17 protein-coding genes and 1 pseudogene are annotated in these 16,644 nt (G+C 74.8%); 6 read left to right on the top strand and 12 right to left on the bottom strand.

The features are described 5' to 3' along the window. Positions 1-24: 24 nt before the first annotated feature. Positions 25-657 (bottom strand): 5,6-dimethylbenzimidazole synthase, encoded by a 633-nt coding sequence (bluB, locus tag D9598_RS04285; protein WP_198365175.1) that lies wholly within the window; start codon positions 655-657, stop codon positions 25-27. Then, entirely contained in the window at positions 657-2,846 is a 2,190-nt protein-coding gene (locus D9598_RS04280) for a glycosyltransferase family 1 protein (RefSeq protein ID WP_198365174.1), read from the bottom strand. The genes bluB and D9598_RS04280 overlap by 1 nt, the downstream gene beginning before the upstream one ends. A gap of 75 nt (positions 2,847-2,921) precedes the next feature. Here D9598_RS04280 and D9598_RS04275 point away from each other — a divergent pair, with 75 nt between their 5' ends. Then, entirely contained in the window at positions 2,922-4,310 is a 1,389-nt protein-coding gene (locus tag D9598_RS04275; RefSeq protein ID WP_198365173.1) for a glycosyltransferase family 1 protein, read from the top strand. A 25-nt stretch (positions 4,311-4,335) separates the two neighbouring features. Here D9598_RS04275 and D9598_RS04270 read toward each other — a convergent pair whose 3' ends face one another. The 7 genes and pseudogenes from D9598_RS04270 to D9598_RS04240 form a co-directional block, all read right to left on the bottom strand. After that, positions 4,336-5,796 (bottom strand): ABC transporter ATP-binding protein, encoded by a 1,461-nt coding sequence (locus D9598_RS04270; RefSeq protein WP_232476900.1) that lies wholly within the window; start codon positions 5,794-5,796, stop codon positions 4,336-4,338. Next, positions 5,793-6,575, bottom strand: a complete 783-nt coding sequence (locus tag D9598_RS04265) for an ABC transporter permease (protein ID WP_198365172.1) — start codon at positions 6,573-6,575, stop codon at positions 5,793-5,795. The genes D9598_RS04270 and D9598_RS04265 overlap by 4 nt, the downstream gene beginning before the upstream one ends. Beyond that, positions 6,572-7,516, bottom strand: coding sequence for an ABC transporter permease (locus tag D9598_RS04260; protein WP_198365171.1), 945 nt, complete (start codon positions 7,514-7,516; stop codon positions 6,572-6,574). Before D9598_RS04260 ends, D9598_RS04265 begins: the two co-directional genes overlap by 4 nt. Then, complete coding sequence (locus D9598_RS04255) at positions 7,504-9,048, bottom strand: ABC transporter substrate-binding protein (RefSeq protein ID WP_198365170.1); 1,545 nt, start codon at positions 9,046-9,048, stop codon at positions 7,504-7,506. The genes D9598_RS04260 and D9598_RS04255 overlap by 13 nt, the downstream gene beginning before the upstream one ends. 108 nt (positions 9,049-9,156) lie before the next feature. Continuing rightward, positions 9,157-9,711, bottom strand: a complete 555-nt coding sequence (gene rsmD / locus D9598_RS04250; RefSeq protein ID WP_198365169.1) for a 16S rRNA (guanine(966)-N(2))-methyltransferase RsmD — start codon at positions 9,709-9,711, stop codon at positions 9,157-9,159. A gap of 288 nt (positions 9,712-9,999) precedes the next feature. Further along, positions 10,000-10,746, bottom strand: a pseudogene (locus D9598_RS04245) (pseudouridine synthase); the annotation flags it as partial. Then, positions 10,743-11,483, bottom strand: a complete 741-nt coding sequence (locus D9598_RS04240) for a gamma-glutamyl-gamma-aminobutyrate hydrolase family protein (RefSeq protein ID WP_198365167.1) — start codon at positions 11,481-11,483, stop codon at positions 10,743-10,745. The pseudogene D9598_RS04245 and the gene D9598_RS04240, both read right to left, overlap by 4 nt. A gap of 65 nt (positions 11,484-11,548) precedes the next feature. Here D9598_RS04240 and D9598_RS04235 point away from each other — a divergent pair, with 65 nt between their 5' ends. After that, positions 11,549-12,304 (top strand): SDR family NAD(P)-dependent oxidoreductase, encoded by a 756-nt coding sequence (locus D9598_RS04235; protein ID WP_198365166.1) that lies wholly within the window; start codon positions 11,549-11,551, stop codon positions 12,302-12,304. Between the two features lie 25 nt (positions 12,305-12,329). Here D9598_RS04235 and D9598_RS04230 read toward each other — a convergent pair whose 3' ends face one another. Further along, positions 12,330-12,524, bottom strand: a complete 195-nt coding sequence (locus tag D9598_RS04230) for a DUF1508 domain-containing protein (RefSeq protein WP_198365165.1) — start codon at positions 12,522-12,524, stop codon at positions 12,330-12,332. A gap of 107 nt (positions 12,525-12,631) precedes the next feature. Between D9598_RS04230 and D9598_RS04225 the strand changes: the two genes are divergently transcribed. The 3 genes from D9598_RS04225 to D9598_RS04215 all read left to right on the top strand — a co-directional run bounded on the left by D9598_RS04225 (position 12,632) and on the right by D9598_RS04215 (position 14,774). Beyond that, positions 12,632-13,114 carry a nucleoside deaminase gene (locus D9598_RS04225; RefSeq protein ID WP_198365164.1) on the top strand — a complete coding sequence of 161 codons (483 nt, stop codon included), beginning with the start codon at positions 12,632-12,634 and terminating at the stop codon, positions 13,112-13,114. Continuing rightward, a complete protein-coding gene (locus tag D9598_RS04220) occupies positions 13,108-13,506 on the top strand; it encodes a GFA family protein (protein WP_198365163.1) in 399 nt (132 codons plus the stop codon). Before D9598_RS04225 ends, D9598_RS04220 begins: the two co-directional genes overlap by 7 nt. 62 nt (positions 13,507-13,568) lie before the next feature. Then, on the top strand, positions 13,569-14,774 hold the full coding sequence (locus tag D9598_RS04215) for an MFS transporter (protein ID WP_198365162.1): 1,206 nt from the start codon (positions 13,569-13,571) through the stop codon (positions 14,772-14,774). Between the two features lie 145 nt (positions 14,775-14,919). Here D9598_RS04215 and D9598_RS04210 read toward each other — a convergent pair whose 3' ends face one another. Beyond that, positions 14,920-15,108 (bottom strand): succinate dehydrogenase assembly factor 4, encoded by a 189-nt coding sequence (locus D9598_RS04210; protein WP_198365161.1) that lies wholly within the window; start codon positions 15,106-15,108, stop codon positions 14,920-14,922. Between the two features lie 43 nt (positions 15,109-15,151). Between D9598_RS04210 and htpX the strand changes: the two genes are divergently transcribed. Beyond that, the gene (gene htpX, locus D9598_RS04205) at positions 15,152-16,114 is read left to right on the top strand and encodes a zinc metalloprotease HtpX (protein ID WP_198365160.1); all 963 of its coding nucleotides are present in this window, start codon (positions 15,152-15,154) and stop codon (positions 16,112-16,114) included. 92 nt (positions 16,115-16,206) lie between these two features. Here the strand turns inward: htpX and D9598_RS04200 are convergent, their stop codons facing one another. Next, positions 16,207-16,602: a hypothetical protein gene (locus D9598_RS04200; protein ID WP_198365159.1), complete on the bottom strand. Its 396-nt coding sequence runs from the start codon at positions 16,600-16,602 to the stop codon at positions 16,207-16,209. Between the last annotated feature and the right edge of the window lie 42 nt (positions 16,603-16,644).

Below are 16,644 nucleotides of genomic sequence, written 5' to 3'. Positions count from 1 at the left end.
GCGGGGGTTTTCTCTTTCCGGCCCTCAGCGCCGCAGGCAGACCACCGCCTGGCGCCTCTCCCAGCCTTCCGCCTCCAGCTCCGGCCGATCGCTCTCCGCCTCCGGCCAGCCCAGGCAGGCATAGCCGATGAAGCGCCAGGCCGCCGGCACGTCGAGCGCCGCCGTCACCGCCTCCGGCTCCAGGATGGAGACCCAGCCGAGGCCCAGCCCCTCGGCCCGCGCCGCGAGCCAGAGCGTGTGCAGCGCCATCACCGCCGAATAGGCCAGGGTCTCCGGCATGGTGCGGCGGCCGAGGCCGTGGCCCTGCTCCGGGTCGGGCAGGCAGAACAGCGCCAGCTGGCAGGGCGCGCGGTCCAGCCCCTCCAGCTTCAGCCGGGCATAGAGCGCGGCGCGCTCCGGCGCCTGCCCGGCCAGGGCCTCGGCATTGCTGCGGGCGAAGAGGGCGCGGATCGCCGCCCGCCGCCCCGGCGATTCGACGCGCACGAAGCGCCAGGGCTGGCTGAGCCCGACCGAGGGGGCCGTGCCGGCCAGCTCCAGCAGCGCGGCGATGCGCGCCTCCGGCACCGGGTCGGGCCGGAAGCGCCGCACGTCGCGGCGCCACAGGAACAGCGCGCGCAACGACTCGCGGAACGCCGCGCCGAACTCAGGCGGCGGCATCAGGCCGGGATGGGCAGCGCCCGGCGGAAGCGGCGGCCCTCCAGCAGCGCCAGCCGCCCGGCCGGATCATCCTCGCGCGCCAGGGCGAAGCCGGTGACGCCGATGCCGATCGGCCGCGCGCCCTCGATCGCCGGCCCCGCCGCGGTGATCTCGACGCGCAGTGCCGCCTCCTCGGCCCCCTCGCCGGACGGCAGGCGCAGCGCGACCACCGCCTCGGCGCCGGCGGCCAGGCTCAGCCGCACGGGGGCGGCGGCCCGCGCACCGCGCCAGGCCAGAATCTCCACCTCGCGCGGGGCCTCCCCCGGCGCGCGCAGATCCAGCTCCAGCCGCAGCGCCGCGCCGCCCACCTCCGGCGCCAGCGGAAGGGTCAAGCCGGCGGTACCGGGCCGCGTCCAGGCGCCCCACGGCTCGAGCCCACGCCAGCCCCCGCCGTCGCGCACCGCCTCGGCCACCGCAGCCTCCAGCCCGGGCCGGGGGGCGCCGTTCCGCAGCGGATGGCGCCGCCCCGTCTCCAGCGGCAGCAGCGCCAGCGGCACCCGCTCCTCCGCTTCCGCCGCCAGCCGCCGCGCCTCGGCCAGGAGCTGCCCGGCCAGCGCCGCCCAGCCGCGCCGGGGCGGGGCGGCGGCGATGGCGGCCTCGGCCGCGGCGCGGCAGGCCGGATCGGTGATCAGCCGGGTCAGCTTGTCGAGCAGGTCCGACTCGTGGCCCGGCGCGAAGAAGACGGCGCCGCCCTCCCCGGCCTCCAGCAGCCCGGAATGGGCCGGCACCAGCGCGACCTTGCCGGCGGCGAGGCTCTCCGTCACCGGCAGGCCCCAGCCCTCGTGATGGCTGTTGTAGAGGGTGAAGAGGCAGGCCCGGTACAGCGCCGCCAGCAGCGGGTCCGGCACATCGGACAGGATGCGGACCTTGTCGCGCAGCTCCGGCGCATGGGCCAGCAGGTCGAGCGCCGCCTCGGCCCGCCAGCCCGGCCGGCCGACGCAGACCAGCTGCGGCACCGCCGCCGCGCCCAGGCGGCGCGCCAGGGTCAGCCAGGCCTGGAAGACCATCAGGTGGTTCTTGCGCCCCTCGATGGTCGAGACGAAGAGGACGAAAGGCCGGCCGCCGCGCAGCAGCGGATGGTCCGGCGCCGCCCCCGCCACCGGCCGCGGCGCCGCGTCGAGCGGCACCACCGCGACCGGCGGCGCCGGGATCTCCGGCAGCAGCGCCGCGTGCAGGCGCCCGAGGTCCGCGGCGGTGGAGCGGGAGACGGCGAGCACGCCATCGGCATGCAGCGCCAGGTTGGAGAACCAGTGGGCATAGCCGCGCACCGTGCCCTCGGTGCAGTGCTCGGGCAGCAGCAGCGGCACGCAATCGTGCAGCAGCGGCACATGGCGCAGCCCGTCGCGCTGGCGGGCCAGGCGCAGCTGGTCGAGGTAGTCCTCCACCCCCCAGGTGCCGCCAAGCGTGACCAGCACGGCGGCCTCGCCCGCCTCGTCGCGGGCGAAGCGCAGCGGCGGCGCCTGCATCCGCTGGTTCAGCACCGCCACGGCCTCGTGCCAGTCCGGCGCCTCCATCCCTGCCCCCTGGGTCATGAGGTGGTCGAGCCGGCGGAACAACGGCGCCGGCAGGTCGCGCCAGCCGCCGCCCTCGGCCGGCATGGCACAGAGGCGGGGCGGCGCGGCGCCCGCCGAGGCGGCTGCGGCCAAGGCGGGATGGGCCAGGGCGGCATCGGCGATGCCGAGCTGCACGCGCTGGATGCCGCTCGGGGCGCGCCGCCCGCCGCGGACCCAGGCGACCAGGTCGGTCAGGTCCAGCACCACGCCGCCGGCCGCGGGCGCCGGGCGCCGCGCCGTCTCCGCCAGGGCCCGCCACTCCGCCCAGGGCGCGGCGGCGGCGGGATCCAGCAGCACGGCCCGGCCGTAGGCCTCCAGCGCGGCGGCGGCCTCGCCGCGCAGCTTCTCGGCATGGCCGATCTGCAGCGCGATGTCGGCCTCGCCGGGGCGCTGCGCCGCCGCCGCGCGGTAGAACGCCAGGGCCTCCCCGACGCGCCCGGCCTCCTTCAGGCAATGCGCCTGCTGCACCCGCATGCCGGCATCCTCCGGGCGCAGCTCCAGGAAGGCGGCATAGGCCGCGGCGGCGCGCAGCCAGTCGCGGCGGTCGCGCAGACCGTCCGCCTCGCGCCGCAAAGCCTCCGCCGGATCCTGGATCATGCTGCCCTCATGAAAACGCGCTTGCGATGCAGCATAACTCTTCGCCTATGAGCAATAAACCGTTAGGGTTTTGCTATGACCGCTCGCATCGCCATCGATGGATACAACCTCGCTCTCGATAAGGGCACGGGTGTCGCGACCTATGCGCGAAACCTCAGCTTTCGCCTGGGCGCGCTGGGCGCCGAGGTGGACGTGCTCTATGGCACCCGCGCCAGCCCGAGCCGCAACGAGCTGATCCGCGAGATCGCCTTCTTCGATGACCGGGTCGGGGACACCGAGCGCTGGCTGCGCTGGGTCCGCGCCACCCGCCGCACCCTGATGGGCCCCTTCGGCGAGGTGGCCACCCGCGTGCCGATCACCGGCCGGGTGGTATCCAACACCTTCGAGGCGCGGATGCCGCATTTCGACCGGCTGTGGAATGTCGAGAACGGCTTCACCATGGCCGCCAACTACTACAAGTGGTACAAGCGCCGGCTCAAGGTCTGGATGCCGCGCAGCCCGCAGGTGATGCACTGGACCTACCCGATCCCGATGCGGATCCCGGGCGCCCGCAACATCTACACCCTGCACGACCTGGTGCCGCTGCGCCTGCCCTTCACCACGCTGGACAACAAGCGCCGCTACTTCCGGCTGAACCGCCTGCTGGTGAAGAAGGCCGACCATATCATCACCGTCAGCGAGGCCAGCCGGCGCGACATCATCACCCTGCTGGGCGCCAGGCCGGAGAAGGTGACCAACACCTACCAGTCGGTCGAGATCCCCCGCAAGTTCGCCGAGAAGCCGCTGTCCGAGGCGCAGGACGAGATCCGCGGCAGCTTCGGACTGGAGTGGAAGAACTACTTCCTGTTCTTCGGCGCCATCGAGCCGAAGAAGAATGTGGGCCGGATGATCGAGGCCTTCCTCGCCGCCGACACCGACCTGCCGCTGGTCATCGTCGGCAAGCAGGCCTGGAAGAGCGAGGAGGAGCTGCGCCTCCTGTTCGACGACCACATCCGCTACCAGGTGCAGGAGGGCAGCATCCTGCGCACGAAGCGCAAGATCGTGCTGCTCGACTACGCGCCCTTCCGCCTGCTGGTCTCGCTGGTGCGCGGCGCCAAGGCGGCGCTGTTCCCCTCGCTCTACGAGGGCTTCGGCCTGCCGGCGCTGGAGGCGATGAAGCTCGGCACGCCGGTGATGACCTCCAACACCTCCTCGCTCCCCGAAGTGGTGGGCGAGGCGGCGATCACCGTCGATCCCTATGACGTGCGGGCCATGGTCGAGGCGATCCGCGCGCTGGACCGCGACGCCGACCTGCGCGGCTGGCTGGAGCAGGCCGGGCCGAGGCGCGCGGCGGTGTTCAGCAACGAGGCCTATGAGCGGCGCCTGGCCGAGGTCTATGCGCGGATGGGGGTGAAGCTCGACCGGCCTCCCGCGCCGCCGGTCCGGGCACCGGAGGCCGAGGCGGAGGCCGTGGCGGCGGAGTGAGCCGCGCCGGCCGCTTCCCGCGGATCTAGATCCCCTGGCCGGCGAGCTCCGGAGCGGGCCGCGCCCCCTCCGCTCCCGCCTCCCCTCCGGCCCCCAGGCGCACCACCCGCCCCGCCACCTTCTCCGCCAGGGCCGCCTCATGCGTCACCACCAGCAGGGCGGTGCCGCGCTCGGCCGCGGCCTCGCCGAGCAGCGCCATCACCTCCTGCTGCATCAGCGGGTCGAGGCGCGAGGTGGCCTCGTCGGCGAAGAGCAGGGCGGGCTCCAGCAGCAGCGCCCGCAACAGGCCGAAGCGCTGCAACTCGCCGCCCGAGACCTCCGAAGGGCGCCGCGCCAGCAGCGCGGGCGCCAGCCGCAGCCGGGGCAGCAGCGCCGCCACCCCGCCCGCCGCCAGCCCATGCCGGCGGCACAGCTCCGCCAGGCCCTGGCCCAGCGGCTGGCTTGGCGCGAAGGCCGCCAGCGGGTCCTGGTAGAGCTTCTGCAGACCGAGCGGCCCCACCTGGCCGCCCTGCCGCACCATCCCGGCATCGGGCCGCGCCAGGCCGAGCAGCAGGTTGCCCAGCGTGGTCTTGCCGCAGCCGCTGCGCCCGGCGATGGCCACCACCTCGCCCTCGCCCACCGTCAGGTCCAGCCCGCCGAACAGCTCCCGGCCGCCCAGCCGCTTGCCGAGACCGCGCGCCTCCACCACCATCCGTCCCGCGGCGCGGCGCGGCCAGGGCGCCCAGCGCGACGGCTCGGCGCCGACCAGCCGCCGGGTGTAGTCGTGGCGCGGCGCCTCCAGCAGGTCCGGCAGGGGGCCCTCCTCGATGACCTCGCCCGCCAGCATCACCATCGCCCGCCCCCCCAGCAGGCGGGCCAGCGCCACGTCATGCGTGATGACCAGCAGCATCCGCCCGGCCTCCGCCTCGCCCCGCAGCAGGCGCCCGGCGGTGTCGCGCAGGTCGGCGTCCAGCCCCTTGGTCGGCTCGTCGGCGATCAGCAGATCGGCCCCGGCCGCCTCGGTCGCCGCCAGCGCCACGCGCTGGTTCATGCCGCCCGAGAGCTGGAAGGGGTAGCGCCCGCCGGCCCCCTCCAGCCCGAGATGGCGGAAGCGCGCGGCGGTCCGTCGCCGGGCCTCGGCGGCGGGGCGGCCATGCACCAGCCGGTCCACCTCCTCGACCTGCGGCGCGGCGCGCATGGCGGGATCGAGCGCCGCCCAGGGCTCCTGCGGCAGCATGGCGATGCACCGCCCCCAGAGCGCCCGGCGCTCGCGCGGCGGCAGCGGCAGGAGGTCCCGCCCCGCCAGCACGATCCGCCCCTCCGCGCGGAGGCCGGGCGGCAGCGCGCCCATCACCGCCTGGGCCAGCAGCGACTTGCCCGAGCCGGTCTCGCCCAGCAGCACCAGCGGCTCACCCGGGCGCAGCGTGAAGCCGGCCCCGCGCATCAGCACCCCCTCGGGGCCGGTGATCCGGAGGTCCTCGACGATCAGTCCCATCGGCGCGGTCATGCCCGTTCGCGCCCGGCCAGCAGGTGCAGGCCGAGCACCGTCAGGAAGATCAGCATCCCCGGCAGCAGCAGGGCGAGCGGCGCCTCGGCATGGTAGGGCAGCAGCTCGGTCATCATGCTGCCCCATTCCGGCACCGGCGGCCGGGCGGCGACGCCGATGAAGGCCAGCGCGGCGATGGTGGTGACGGCGGTGCCGGCGGCGAAGGCGAAGAGCGTGGCGGCCAGCGGCGCCACCTCGGGCCAGAGATGCCGGCGCAGGATGTGCCAGCGGCCGAAGCCGAGCAGCCGCGCCGCCTCCACCTGCGGCCGCGCCAGCACGCCCGCCGCCGTGTTGCGGCTGATGCGGAAGAACTCCACCCAGAGGGCGAGCGCGAGGCCGAGATAGAGCGGCAGGAACGCGCCGGGGGCGAAGGCCGTGACCAGCACCACCAGCAGCAGCGCCGGCAAGGCCTGCACGGCGTCGGCGAGGCCCAGGAGCAGCCGCTCCGTCCAGCCGCCGCTGAGCGCCGCCAGCAGGCCGAGCAGCGTGCCCGGCACGGCGGCGGCCAGCGCCGCCAGCAGCGCGAAGCCGAAGGAGAGCCGCGCCCCGGCGGCCAGCCGCGCCAGCAGATCCCGCCCCAGATGATCGGTGCCGAGGGGATGGGCGCCCCCGGGCGGCAGCAGCGCGTCGGAGAGGTTCTGGCGCAGCGGATCGGCGCCGTGCAGCGGACCGAGCAGGGCGAAGGCGGCGACGGCCGCGAGCATCAGCCCGCCCGCCAGCCTCTTGCGGGAGAGCCTCATGCGTGGCGCCGCCGCGGGTCCAGCGCCCAGCAGGCGAGGTCGGTCAGCGCGTTCAGCGTCACGAAGAGCAGCCCCATGGCCAGCGCCGTGCCCTGCACCATCGGGATGTCGCGCCCCAGCACGGCATGCACCAGCGCATGGCCGATGCCGGGCCAGGCAAAGAGAGACTCCACCACCACCACCCCTTCGATCAGCACCACCAGCTGCAATCCGAGATAGGCCACCACCGGAATGGCGGCGTTGCGCGCGCCGTGCCGGCGGAAGGCGGCGGCGTCGGACAGGCCCTTCATCCGCGCGAAGCCGAAGAAGGGCGAGGCCACCACCCCCGCCACCGCGTCCCGCGTCACACGGGACGAGGCGGCGGCCAGGCCGAGCGCCAGGGTCAGGGCCGGCAGCACCACCTCGCGCCAGCCGCCCACGCCCGCCACCGGCAGCCAATCCCAGGACACGCCCAGCCAGAGCATCAGCCCGATGCCGATGACAAAGGCCGGCAGGGCGCGCAGCGCCGCCGAGGCGGCCAGCAGCGCGCCATCCCACCCGCCGCCGGCACGCAGCCCGGCCAGCGCGCCGAGCGGCGGCCCGATCAGCAGCGAGAGCAGCAGCGCCGCGACCGAGAGCAGCAGGGTATGGCCAAGCTGGACGGCGAGCGCGTCCGTCACCGCCTCGCCCGAGGCCAGCGAGGTCCCGAGGTCGAGGCGCGCCAGATCGGTGAACCAGGCGCCGAGCTGCGCGATCCAGGGCCGCTCCAGCCCCAGCTCCCGCCGCACCGCCTCGGCCGCGGCGCTGTCCACCAGGTCGTAGCCGTAGCGGCTGGCGGCGATGCGGTAGGCCATGTCGCCCGGCAGCAGCCGCACCATCAGGAAGCAGGCGGTGCCGACCAGCAGCGCCACCAGCACGGCCTGGGCGGCGCGCCCGGCGAGCAGCCGGATCAGCGCGCCCATGTCGCGCCCGCCACGCGGTAGGACAGCTCCAGGGGGTCGATCGAGAGGCCGCGCACCTGCCGCGAGACGGCGGTGGCCAGGTCGAACCAGCTGACCGGGATGACCGGCATCTCCTCCTGCAGGATGGCCGAGGCGCGGCCGCGCAGCGCGGTGCGCTCGGCCGGGTCGGCCGTCTCGCCGAGCCGCTCCAGCACGCCGTTCAGCGCCTCGCTGGACCAGCCCATGGCGCCCCAGTCGCCGCCCCGCGGCCCGTAATCCTGCAGCATGGTGCCTAGCGGGTCCGGCACCAGCGAGAAGTTGCGCGCCATCAGCGCCGCCTCCAGCGTGCCGTCCCGGTGCCCGGCCGGGATCTCGCCGCTGTTGACGATGGCGACCTTCATCTCGACGCCGATCTCCCGCAGCTGCGCCTGCATGGCGGTGGCGAGCCCCGGCAGCTCCGGCCGATCCGAGAAGGTGCGGAGCGTGAAGGAGAAGGGCTTACCCTCCCGCACCAGCAGCCCCTCAGCGCCGGGCTGCCAGCCCAGCTCCGCCAGCAGCCGCCGCGCCTCCGGCAGGTCCCGCCGCAGCGGCGGCAGGCCGGGCACATGCCACTCCGCCAGGGCCGGGGGAAAGAGCTGGGTCGCCATCGAGGCGGGCGAGCGCAGCAGCGCCGCCGCCATCCCCTGGCGGTCCAGCGCCAGGGAGAGGGCGCGGCGGGCGCGGACGTCGCGAAACAGCGGCAGGCCGCAGTTGAGCTTGATCAGCCGGGTGCGCGGAATGGCGCGGCTGTCGATGGCGAGCCGCGGGTTGCGGCGCAGCCGCTCCACCGTCTCGGGGGCGAGCTGCGCCACCAGCTCGGCCTGCCCGCCCTCGGCCATGGCCGCCCTGGTCTCGCCCCGACCCGCCGCCAGGTAGGAGACCCGCGCGATGGCCGGCGCCGCTCCGTCCCAGTGCGCCGAGCGCCCGGCCTCCAGGCGTTGCGGCAGCAGCAGGCGCGTCACCTGGTAGGGGCCGCTGCCGATCACGGCGCGCACCGCGCCGCCCTCGAAGGCGGCGGGGGCCAGGATGCCGGCGCTGTAATGCGCCAGGAAGGCGAGCAGCGGGGAGAAGGGCCGGGTGGTGCGGAGGACCACCTCGCCCGGCTCGCCCGGCTCGATCGCCGCGATCGGCAGATTGCCCAGCAGCCCGCCCTGCTCCCGGGCGCGGCGCAGGGCGGCGGCCACCGCGGCGGCGTCCACCGGCGTGCCGTCATGGAAGCGGGCGCCCGGCCGCAGCCGGAAGCGCCAGATGAGCCGGTCCTGCGACAGATCCCAGCCCCGCGCCAGGCCCGGCACCGGCAGGCCGCCGTCGTCGGCGCCGACCAGCGTCTCCACCACCTGCATGCGCTGGAAGACATAGCCGGAGCGTGCCGGCTCCAGCCCGTTGATCTCGTTCGAGGTGACGACCGGGAAGAGATCGGCGGCGGGCTGGGCGCGGAGCGGGCGCGCCAGCAGCGGCAGGCCCGCTGCGGTGAGCAGGCCGAGGGAACGGCGGGAAAGCGGAGCGGCTGTCATGACGCAGCCTTGTGCATGAAACGTTATAACGGTTCAAGTGGGCTTGTGCCGACGAGGATCCCGGCCAGGGCGTCCATCACCCGCCTGCTCCGTGCCCGGCCGTCGCGGCTACGCCGCCCGCAGGCACAGCAGCCGCGCCGCGCCGTGCTCCCGCTCCGCCAGCACCGTGAAGCCGGGCGGCTCCGGCGCCTCCTCCCGCCCGGTCTCGGCGACGACCAGCGCCCCGGGTGCGATCCAGCCGGCCGCGCCCAGCGCCGCCAGGGCGCGCGGCACCAGCGCCTGGCCATAGGGCGGGTCGAGGAAGACCAGGCCGCAGGCGCAGGGCGCGCGCGGCGGGCGGGTGGCGTCGCCGGGCAGGATGCGGGCCCGCTCCGCCTCGCGGCAGGCGGTGATGTTCGCCCGCAGCACGCCCAGCGCCACACGGTCCCGCTCGATGAAATGCGCCGCCGCCGCGCCGCGCGAGAGCGCCTCCAGCCCCAGCGCCCCGGTGCCGGCGAAGGCATCCAGCACGACGGCCTCCTCGATGGCGCCGCGCCCGGCCCAGGGCGCGTGCCAGAGCATGTCGAACAGCGCCTGCCGCACCCGGTCGGCCGTGGGGCGGGTGGCGGCGCCGGGCGGCGCCTCCAGGCGGCGGCCCCGATGCCGGCCGGCGATGATCCGCACCCGCTGTCCTCAGCCCGGCTTGCGCGGCCCGCGCCGCCGGGCGCCGCCGGGGCCTTCCGGCTGATCGGCATCCGGCCCCTGGGCCACGGCGCCCCAGGCGCGGCGCAGCGGCTCGGTGGCGTTGCGCGCGCGGGGCGGCTTCGCCGGGCGGCTGCGCTGCACCGCCTCGGGCTTCGGCGCCCCCTCCCCTCCCTGCGCCAGGGCGCGGGCCGCGGCGGTCTCGGCGGCGGCGCGGGCCTGGGCGGCGCGCTCGACGCCGCGCTGCAGCCGGGGCGGCGCGTCGAGGCCGAGCTGCTCGCGCAGCACCTTGGCGTTGATCTCCTCCACCGCGCCGCGCGGCAGCGGCCCCAGGGTGAAGGGGCCGTAGGCGGTGCGGATCAGCCGCGTGACGGTGAGGCCGAGATGCTGCAGCACGCGCCGCACCTCGCGATTCTTGCCCTCGGCCAGCGAGAGGGTCAGCCAGGCATTGGTGCCCTGGCGCGAATCCAGCCCCGCCTCGATCGGGCCATAGGCCACGCCCTCCACCGTGACGCCATGGGCCAGCGCCGCCAGCGCCCGCTCATCGACGCGGCCGTGCACGCGGGCGCGGTAGCGGCGGATCCAGGCATTGCCGGGCAGTTCCAGCTTGCGGCTCAGCGCGCCGTCATTGGTCAGCAGCAGCAGCCCCTCGGAATTGAGGTCGAGCCGGCCGACCGAGACCAGGCGCGGCAGCGCCGCCGGCAGCTCCTCGAAGACCGTGCGCCGCCCCTCGGGGTCCTTGTGCGTCGTCACCAGCCCGGGCGGCTTGTGGTAGCGGAACAGCCGCGTGCGCTCCGGCGCGCCGACCGGCTTGCCGCCCACCGTCACCCGGTCCTCCGGGCCGACGAAGGTCGCCGGGCTTTCCACCGCGCGGCCGTTCAGCGAGACCGCGCCCTCGGCGATCAGCCGCTCGGCGTCGCGCCGGCTGGCCACCCCGGCGCGGGCCAGCCACTTGGCGATGCGCTCGCCGCGCTCCTCCGTGGCCGGGCCGCCCTCCGCCGTCTCCTCGCCGTTCATGCGGCCCTCCGCGCGGCGGCGGCCTCGCGACAGGCGGCGACGAACCCGTCCAGGATCGCCTGGTCCCTCGGGTCCACGGCGTATTCCGGGTGCCACTGCACGCCGAGGGCGAAGCGGTGCCCGGTGCTCTCGATCCCCTCGATGACCCCGTCCGGCGCCACGGCGTTGACCGCCGCGCGCGGCCCCGGCGCCGCCACCGCCTGGTGGTGCGCCGAGTTCACCGCCATGCGCGGCACGCCCACGAGGCGCGCCAGCAGCGTGCCGCCGGTGATCGCCACCTCGTGCCCGGGCTCGGTGCGCGGGTTGGGCTGCTCATGCGCCAGCGCCGCGGGGATGCTGTCCGGGATGTGCTGGATCAGCGTGCCGCCCAGCGCCACCGCCAGCAGCTGCTCGCCGCCGCAGATGCCGAGCACCGGCATGTCCCGCTCCAGCGCGCCGCGCACCATGGCCAGCTCGAAGGCGGTGCGCCCCTGCTTCAGCGCCACCGTCGGATGCGCCGGCCCGCCGCCATAGAGCGACGGATCGACATCGAAGGCGCCGCCGGTGACCAGCAGCCCGTCGATCTCGTCGAGATAGGCGCCGGCCAGCGACAGCTCGTGCGGCAGGGCGACCGGCAGCCCGCCCGCCGCCGTGACGCCGGAGAAGTAGTTCTGCCGCAGGGCGTACCAGGGCAGCCTGGAATAGCCGCCGGGCTGTTCCGCATCGAGGGTCAGGCCGATCAGGGGGAGGGTGCGCATGGCTGCGGTTGCTAGCCCCGCCGCCCGGTGAGAACAATGCATTTCAGAATCCGAGGGAGGCCCCGATGCAGTTGAGCGGCAAACGCGTGGTGGTGATGGGCGGCAGCCGCGGCATCGGCCGCGCCATCGCGCTGGGCTTCGCGCAGGAGGGTGCCGCGGTCGCGATCTGCGCGCGCGGCGCCGGGGCGCTGGAGGCGACGCGGGCGGAGATCGCGGCGCTCGGCGTCACCGCCTTCGCCGCGCCCTGCGACCTCGCCGAGGCGGCGCAGATCGCCCGCTTCATCCCCGAGGCGGCGGCGGCGCTGGACGGGCTCGACGTGCTGGTGAACAACGCCTCCGGCTTCGGTTCCACCGATGACGAGGCCGGCTGGTCCGCCGCCTTCCACATCGACATGATGGCCACCGTGCGCGCCAGCCAGGCGGCGCTGCCCTTCCTGGAGCGGTCCGGGGCGGGGGCGATCGTCAACGTCTCCTCGATCTCGGCGCTGCGCGCCAGCGCCCGCAGCGCGCCCTATGGCGCGATGAAGGCGGCGATCGACCACTACACCGGCAGCCAGGCCAAGATGTACGCCGCGCGCGGCATCCGGGTGAATGCCGTGGCGCCCGGCTCCATCGAGTTCCCCGGCGGCATGTGGGAGAAGCGCCGGCTGGAGGGCGCGCCGCTCTACGAGGAGATCCGCCGCCAGATCCCCTCCGGCCGGCTGGGCGAGCCCGAGGCGGTGGCCGACGTGGTGCTGTTCCTGGCCTCCCGCCGCGCCCGCTGGGTGACCGGGCAGAGTGTCGTGGTCGATGGCGGGCAGCTCATCGGGTCGGGGAGCTGAGGGCCTTCCCCGGACCCGCGCCGGCTCAGCCGCCGGTCCTGCCGGCCGCGGTCTGATCCTTGACCGGCGTCGCCGCGCCGGTGCCTTTCACCAGCTCGATCGCGGCCAGGCAGTCGCGCTTGTTGTGGTAGGTCTCGCCGCCGGCGACGATCTGGTGGTTGGCGGATCTGAGGTTCCAGTAGTACTGGCCGGAGGCGTTCTGGCTGATCGTGAAGTACATGGCGGAAGTCCCTGGATACGGTGGCCGGGGATGCGGTGGCCGCCGAGGATAGCGCAGGCTTGGCCCCGCCCGCTGCCGGATTCGTTCCCCACCGATGGTTCCGCCGCATGCCCAGCCCCGGCCCCTCCGCCCCCAGCCCCATCGCCCTCGCGCTGGAGGAGGCGCGCGCCGCCGCCGCGCGCGGCGAGGTGCCGGTGGGCGCCGTCGTCACCGCGCCGGACGGCACGGTGCTGGGCCGCGCCGGCAACCGGGTGGAGGAGCTGTGCGACCCCAGCGCCCATGCCGAGATCCTGGCGCTGCGCCAGGCGGCCGCGGCGCGCGGCGAGCCGCGCCTGCCCGACTGCACCCTGACGGTGACGCTGGAGCCCTGCCCGATGTGCGCCCAGGCGGCGAGCTTCTTCCGCGTGCGGCGGCTGGCCTTCGGCGCCTATGACCCGAAGGGCGGCGGCGTCGAGCATGGCGCGCGCGTCCTGGCCGCCGGCTCCTGCCATCATGCGCCGGAGATCGTGGGTGGCCTGCGCGAGACGGAATGCGGCACCCTGTTGCGCGCCTTCTTCGCGGGGCTGCGGGAGAGGAGGGACCGATGCTGACCGGAGGCTGTCTCTGCGGCGCCATCCGCTACGAGGCGGGCGGAACGCCCTTCCACGCCACACTCTGCCACTGCGCCTCCTGCCGCCGCGCGGCCGGCGCGCCCGTGGTCGCCTGGTTCAGCGTGGCGCGGCGCGACTTCCGCTGCACCACCGGCCGGCTCGGCCTGTTCGAGTCGAGTCCCGGTGTCTGGCGCGGCTTCTGCGCCGCCTGCGGCACCAGCCTGACCTACCGGCATGACGACCTGCCGGACGAGATCGACATCACCATCGCCAGCCTGGACGATCCCGGAGCCCTGCCGCCGGCCGACCACACCCAGGCCGCCGAGCGCCTCCCCTGGCTGCCGCTCTGCGATGGCCGGCCGGCCTATCCGGGGGGACGCAGCGAGGGCTGAGCCGCGTGGATTCTCCCGCGCCCCGGTTGCCGCCGCCGGCATCGCCCCGCAGCATCGGCGGCATGGACAACCCCTTCGCCGATCCCCGGACGCTGCGCCGGATGATCGTGGTCTTCGGTTTCGCGGGCTTCTCCGGCGCCCTGGCCGGGCGGGCGCTCGATCCGCTGATGGCCGAGCTGGCCCTCGACTTCGCCGCGCCGCATGAGCGCGTGGCGCTGCTCGCCAGCGCCTTCGCCCTGCCCTACGCGCTGGTGCAGCCGGTGCTGGGCCCGGTCGGCGATGCCTTCGGCAAGCGCCGCGTGGTGCTGCTCTGCATCGGATTGCTGGCGGTGACGCTGGCCCTCTGCGCGCTGGCGCCGGGGCTGGACGGGCTGTTCGCCGCGCGGATCGCCGCCGGGCTGGCGGCCGGCGGCATCTTTCCCCTCACCCTCGCCCTGTTCGGCGATTCGGTGCCCATGGCCCAGCGTCAGGTGGCGATCAGCCGGGTGCTGGCCTGCGCCATCCTGGGCCAGCTGGCGGGCGGGGCGGTCTCGGGCGGGATCGCGCCGCTGGTCGGCTGGCGGGGCGTGATGTGGGTCTGCGCCGCGGCGGCGGCGCTGTCCTGGGCGGTGCTCTGGCGCGACGCGCGGCGGCAGCCGGCGGCCGCCCCGCCGGGCCCGGCCCCCTCCCCCGCCGAGGTGGCGCGGCGCTACCGGGCCATCCTGGCCAATCCGCGCGCCCGCCCGCTCTATGGCGGCGTCTTCATCGAGGGCATGCTGGTCTTCGGCCCCATGCCCTTCCTGGCCGTCCTGCTGGGACAGGACGGGCATGGCACGCTGCGGGCCGGGATCGCCATCGCCGCCTTCGGCCTCGGCGGCTTCGGCTATGCGCTGCTCGCGGCCTTCCTGCTGCGCGCCATCGGGCAGGCGGCGATGATGCGGCTGGCCGGGGGCCTGGTGGCACTGGGCATGACCGCCACCGCCCTGGCCTGGGGGCTGGAACGGCCCTGGGCCGGAATCGGCGGCAGCTTCCTCATCGGGCTCGGTTTCTTCATGCTGCACAACAGCATCCAGGTGCGGGTGACCGAGGTGGCGCCCCTGGCGCGGGGTTCGGCCGTCGCCCTGCATGCCTTCAGCTATTTCCTGGGGCAATCGGCGGGGCCGGGCGTCTTCGGCCTGGCCATGGCGCTGGCGGGGGCGGTGCCGGCGCTGCTCGCCGCGGGCCTGGGGGTCCTGGCGGTCAGTCTCTGGCTCAGCCTCGCACCCGCGACACAGCCGAACAGAACCTGAACGGTTACACGGGCGAGCCCTCTCGAATCAAGGCCATGCTCCGAGTCGCGCGAACGAATCGCTGACGTTCGGTAACGTTCTCAACCACCAGATCTGGTGTGCGCCGCGCCGGCGCCCGCCCCAGACGGTTCGCTTTCCATTCCGGTCAGAAGTCGCTGACGCGGCCCTTCCTTTCCCAGTCGCCATAGCGCGTGGGTTCCGGCCCGGCGGGGCCGTCGATCTCCTTGGGCATGGGGCCGGGGACGGGACGGGCCGCCTGGTCGGCGGCAGGCGCCGGGGTGGAGGTCTGGGCGGGGCCGGCCGGGCGGTCGGCCTCTTGTGGAAGTGTCGTCATGCTTCCCATCTGGGGTGGAAAGGGTGCTGAGGAAAAGAGGGGCATGAACGGATACCTGCGCACGACCCTGCTGCTCGCGGCCATGACCGCCCTCTTCGTCGTCGTCGGCGGCGCCATCGGCGGGCGGAGCGGCATGATGGTGGCCTTTCTCTTCGCCTGCGCCACCAATCTTTTCGCCTGGTGGAACAGCGACAAGATGGTGCTGCGGATGAACAATGCCCAGCCCATCGGGCCGCAGGACGCGCCGGAGCTCTACCGCATGACGGAGCGGCTGGCGCGCAACGCCGGCATCCCGATGCCGGCCCTCTATATCATCCATGAGGATCAGCCGAACGCCTTCGCCACCGGCCGCAACCCGCAGAACGCGGCGGTCGCCGTCAACACCGGGTTGCTGAACCGCATGCCGCCCGAGGAAGTGGCCGGCGTCATCGCCCATGAGCTGGCGCATATCCGCAACCGCGACACGCTGATCATGACCATGACGGCGTGCCTCGCCGGCGCCATCGGCATGATCGCGCAGTTCGGCTTCCTGTTCGGCGGCAACCGGGACGGTCGCGGCCTGGGGCCGATCGGCACGCTGCTGATGATGATACTGGCCCCTCTCGCCGCCATGCTGGTGCAGATGGCGATCAGCCGCTCCCGCGAGTACGAGGCCGACCGGGTGGGCGCGGAGATCAGCGGCAATCCGGCGGGGCTTGCCAATGCCCTGTTGCGGCTGGAGCAGGGGCGCCTCGCCTTCGTCAATCAGGCGGCCGAGAACAATCCGGCCATGGCGCATATGTTCATCGTCAATCCGCTCTCCGGCGCGCGGATGGACAACCTCTTCTCCACCCATCCGAAGACCGAGAACCGCGTGGCGGCGCTGCGGCAGATGACGGGCCAGAGCCGTGGCGGGGGCCGTTCGAGCATTCCGGAGATGGCGGCGCGTCCGGCTGCGGGTACTGCCCCCGGCCCGTGGAGCCGCGTCCGACCCGGCCCGCAGCGGCCCCGCGGCCCCTGGGGTTAGACCATCGCCTCCGGGGTGCATCCCCGGGCTGAACGCGGAAAGGCCGGGCGATCGCCTGGCCTTTCCTTCATCGGGCGCCCTGGCGCCGGCCGTCAGCGGACCACGCGGGTCGTGCCGTCGGGCAGATGTTCCAGCACCAGGCCACCGCCATTGAAGGCACCGTTTCCAACGCCGGGCTGCGACGGCAGCGTGACGCCGGCCAGCGGATCGCTCGGCGTGGTGGACCTGCTGCCGCTCATGTCCCCACCGCTGCCTGCCATTCCGCCGCTGCTGCCCATCGGGGCGGCCGAGCCCATGGGACGATGGCCATGCATCGGCCGGCCCTGTATGCCTTGCTGCCCGGTCTGGGGATACTGCGCGGCCGGCGTCGAGGCCGAGGAACCCGTGATCGGGCCAGCCCCGGTGTTGTAGCTCTGGGCCTGAGCGAAGGAGGCGCCCGCCGTCATCGCGGCGGCGAGCAGGGTGAGACGGGTGATCCGGAAAGTCATGCGGCGTTCCTCCACTGTGTCGAGAAACCCTGACGGGTTCCG

This window comes from Roseomonas sp. KE0001 (assembly GCF_016107285.1).
Lineage (GTDB): Bacteria > Pseudomonadota > Alphaproteobacteria > Acetobacterales > Acetobacteraceae > Pseudoroseomonas.
The sequence above is the reverse complement of the archived record's forward strand: the minus strand, read 5'-3'. Positions and strand labels throughout refer to the sequence as shown.

Coding starts and splice junctions, on each gene's coding strand:
- bluB (WP_198365175.1), bottom strand. CDS start 657: ATGCCGCCGCCTGAGTTCGGCGCGGCGTTCCGCGAGTCGTTGCGCGCG.
- D9598_RS04280 (WP_198365174.1), bottom strand. CDS start 2,846: ATGATCCAGGATCCGGCGGAGGCTTTGCGGCGCGAGGCGGACGGTCTG.
- D9598_RS04275 (WP_198365173.1), top strand. CDS start 2,922: ATGACCGCTCGCATCGCCATCGATGGATACAACCTCGCTCTCGATAAG.
- D9598_RS04270 (WP_232476900.1), bottom strand. CDS start 5,796: ATGACCGCGCCGATGGGACTGATCGTCGAGGACCTCCGGATCACCGGC.
- D9598_RS04265 (WP_198365172.1), bottom strand. CDS start 6,575: ATGAGGCTCTCCCGCAAGAGGCTGGCGGGCGGGCTGATGCTCGCGGCC.
- D9598_RS04260 (WP_198365171.1), bottom strand. CDS start 7,516: ATGGGCGCGCTGATCCGGCTGCTCGCCGGGCGCGCCGCCCAGGCCGTG.
- D9598_RS04255 (WP_198365170.1), bottom strand. CDS start 9,048: ATGACAGCCGCTCCGCTTTCCCGCCGTTCCCTCGGCCTGCTCACCGCA.
- D9598_RS04240 (WP_198365167.1), bottom strand. CDS start 11,483: ATGCGCACCCTCCCCCTGATCGGCCTGACCCTCGATGCGGAACAGCCC.
- D9598_RS04235 (WP_198365166.1), top strand. CDS start 11,549: ATGCAGTTGAGCGGCAAACGCGTGGTGGTGATGGGCGGCAGCCGCGGC.
- D9598_RS04230 (WP_198365165.1), bottom strand. CDS start 12,524: ATGTACTTCACGATCAGCCAGAACGCCTCCGGCCAGTACTACTGGAAC.
- D9598_RS04225 (WP_198365164.1), top strand. CDS start 12,632: ATGCCCAGCCCCGGCCCCTCCGCCCCCAGCCCCATCGCCCTCGCGCTG.
- D9598_RS04220 (WP_198365163.1), top strand. CDS start 13,108: ATGCTGACCGGAGGCTGTCTCTGCGGCGCCATCCGCTACGAGGCGGGC.
- D9598_RS04215 (WP_198365162.1), top strand. CDS start 13,569: ATGGACAACCCCTTCGCCGATCCCCGGACGCTGCGCCGGATGATCGTG.
- D9598_RS04210 (WP_198365161.1), bottom strand. CDS start 15,108: ATGACGACACTTCCACAAGAGGCCGACCGCCCGGCCGGCCCCGCCCAG.
- htpX (WP_198365160.1), top strand. CDS start 15,152: ATGAACGGATACCTGCGCACGACCCTGCTGCTCGCGGCCATGACCGCC.
- D9598_RS04200 (WP_198365159.1), bottom strand. CDS start 16,602: ATGACTTTCCGGATCACCCGTCTCACCCTGCTCGCCGCCGCGATGACG.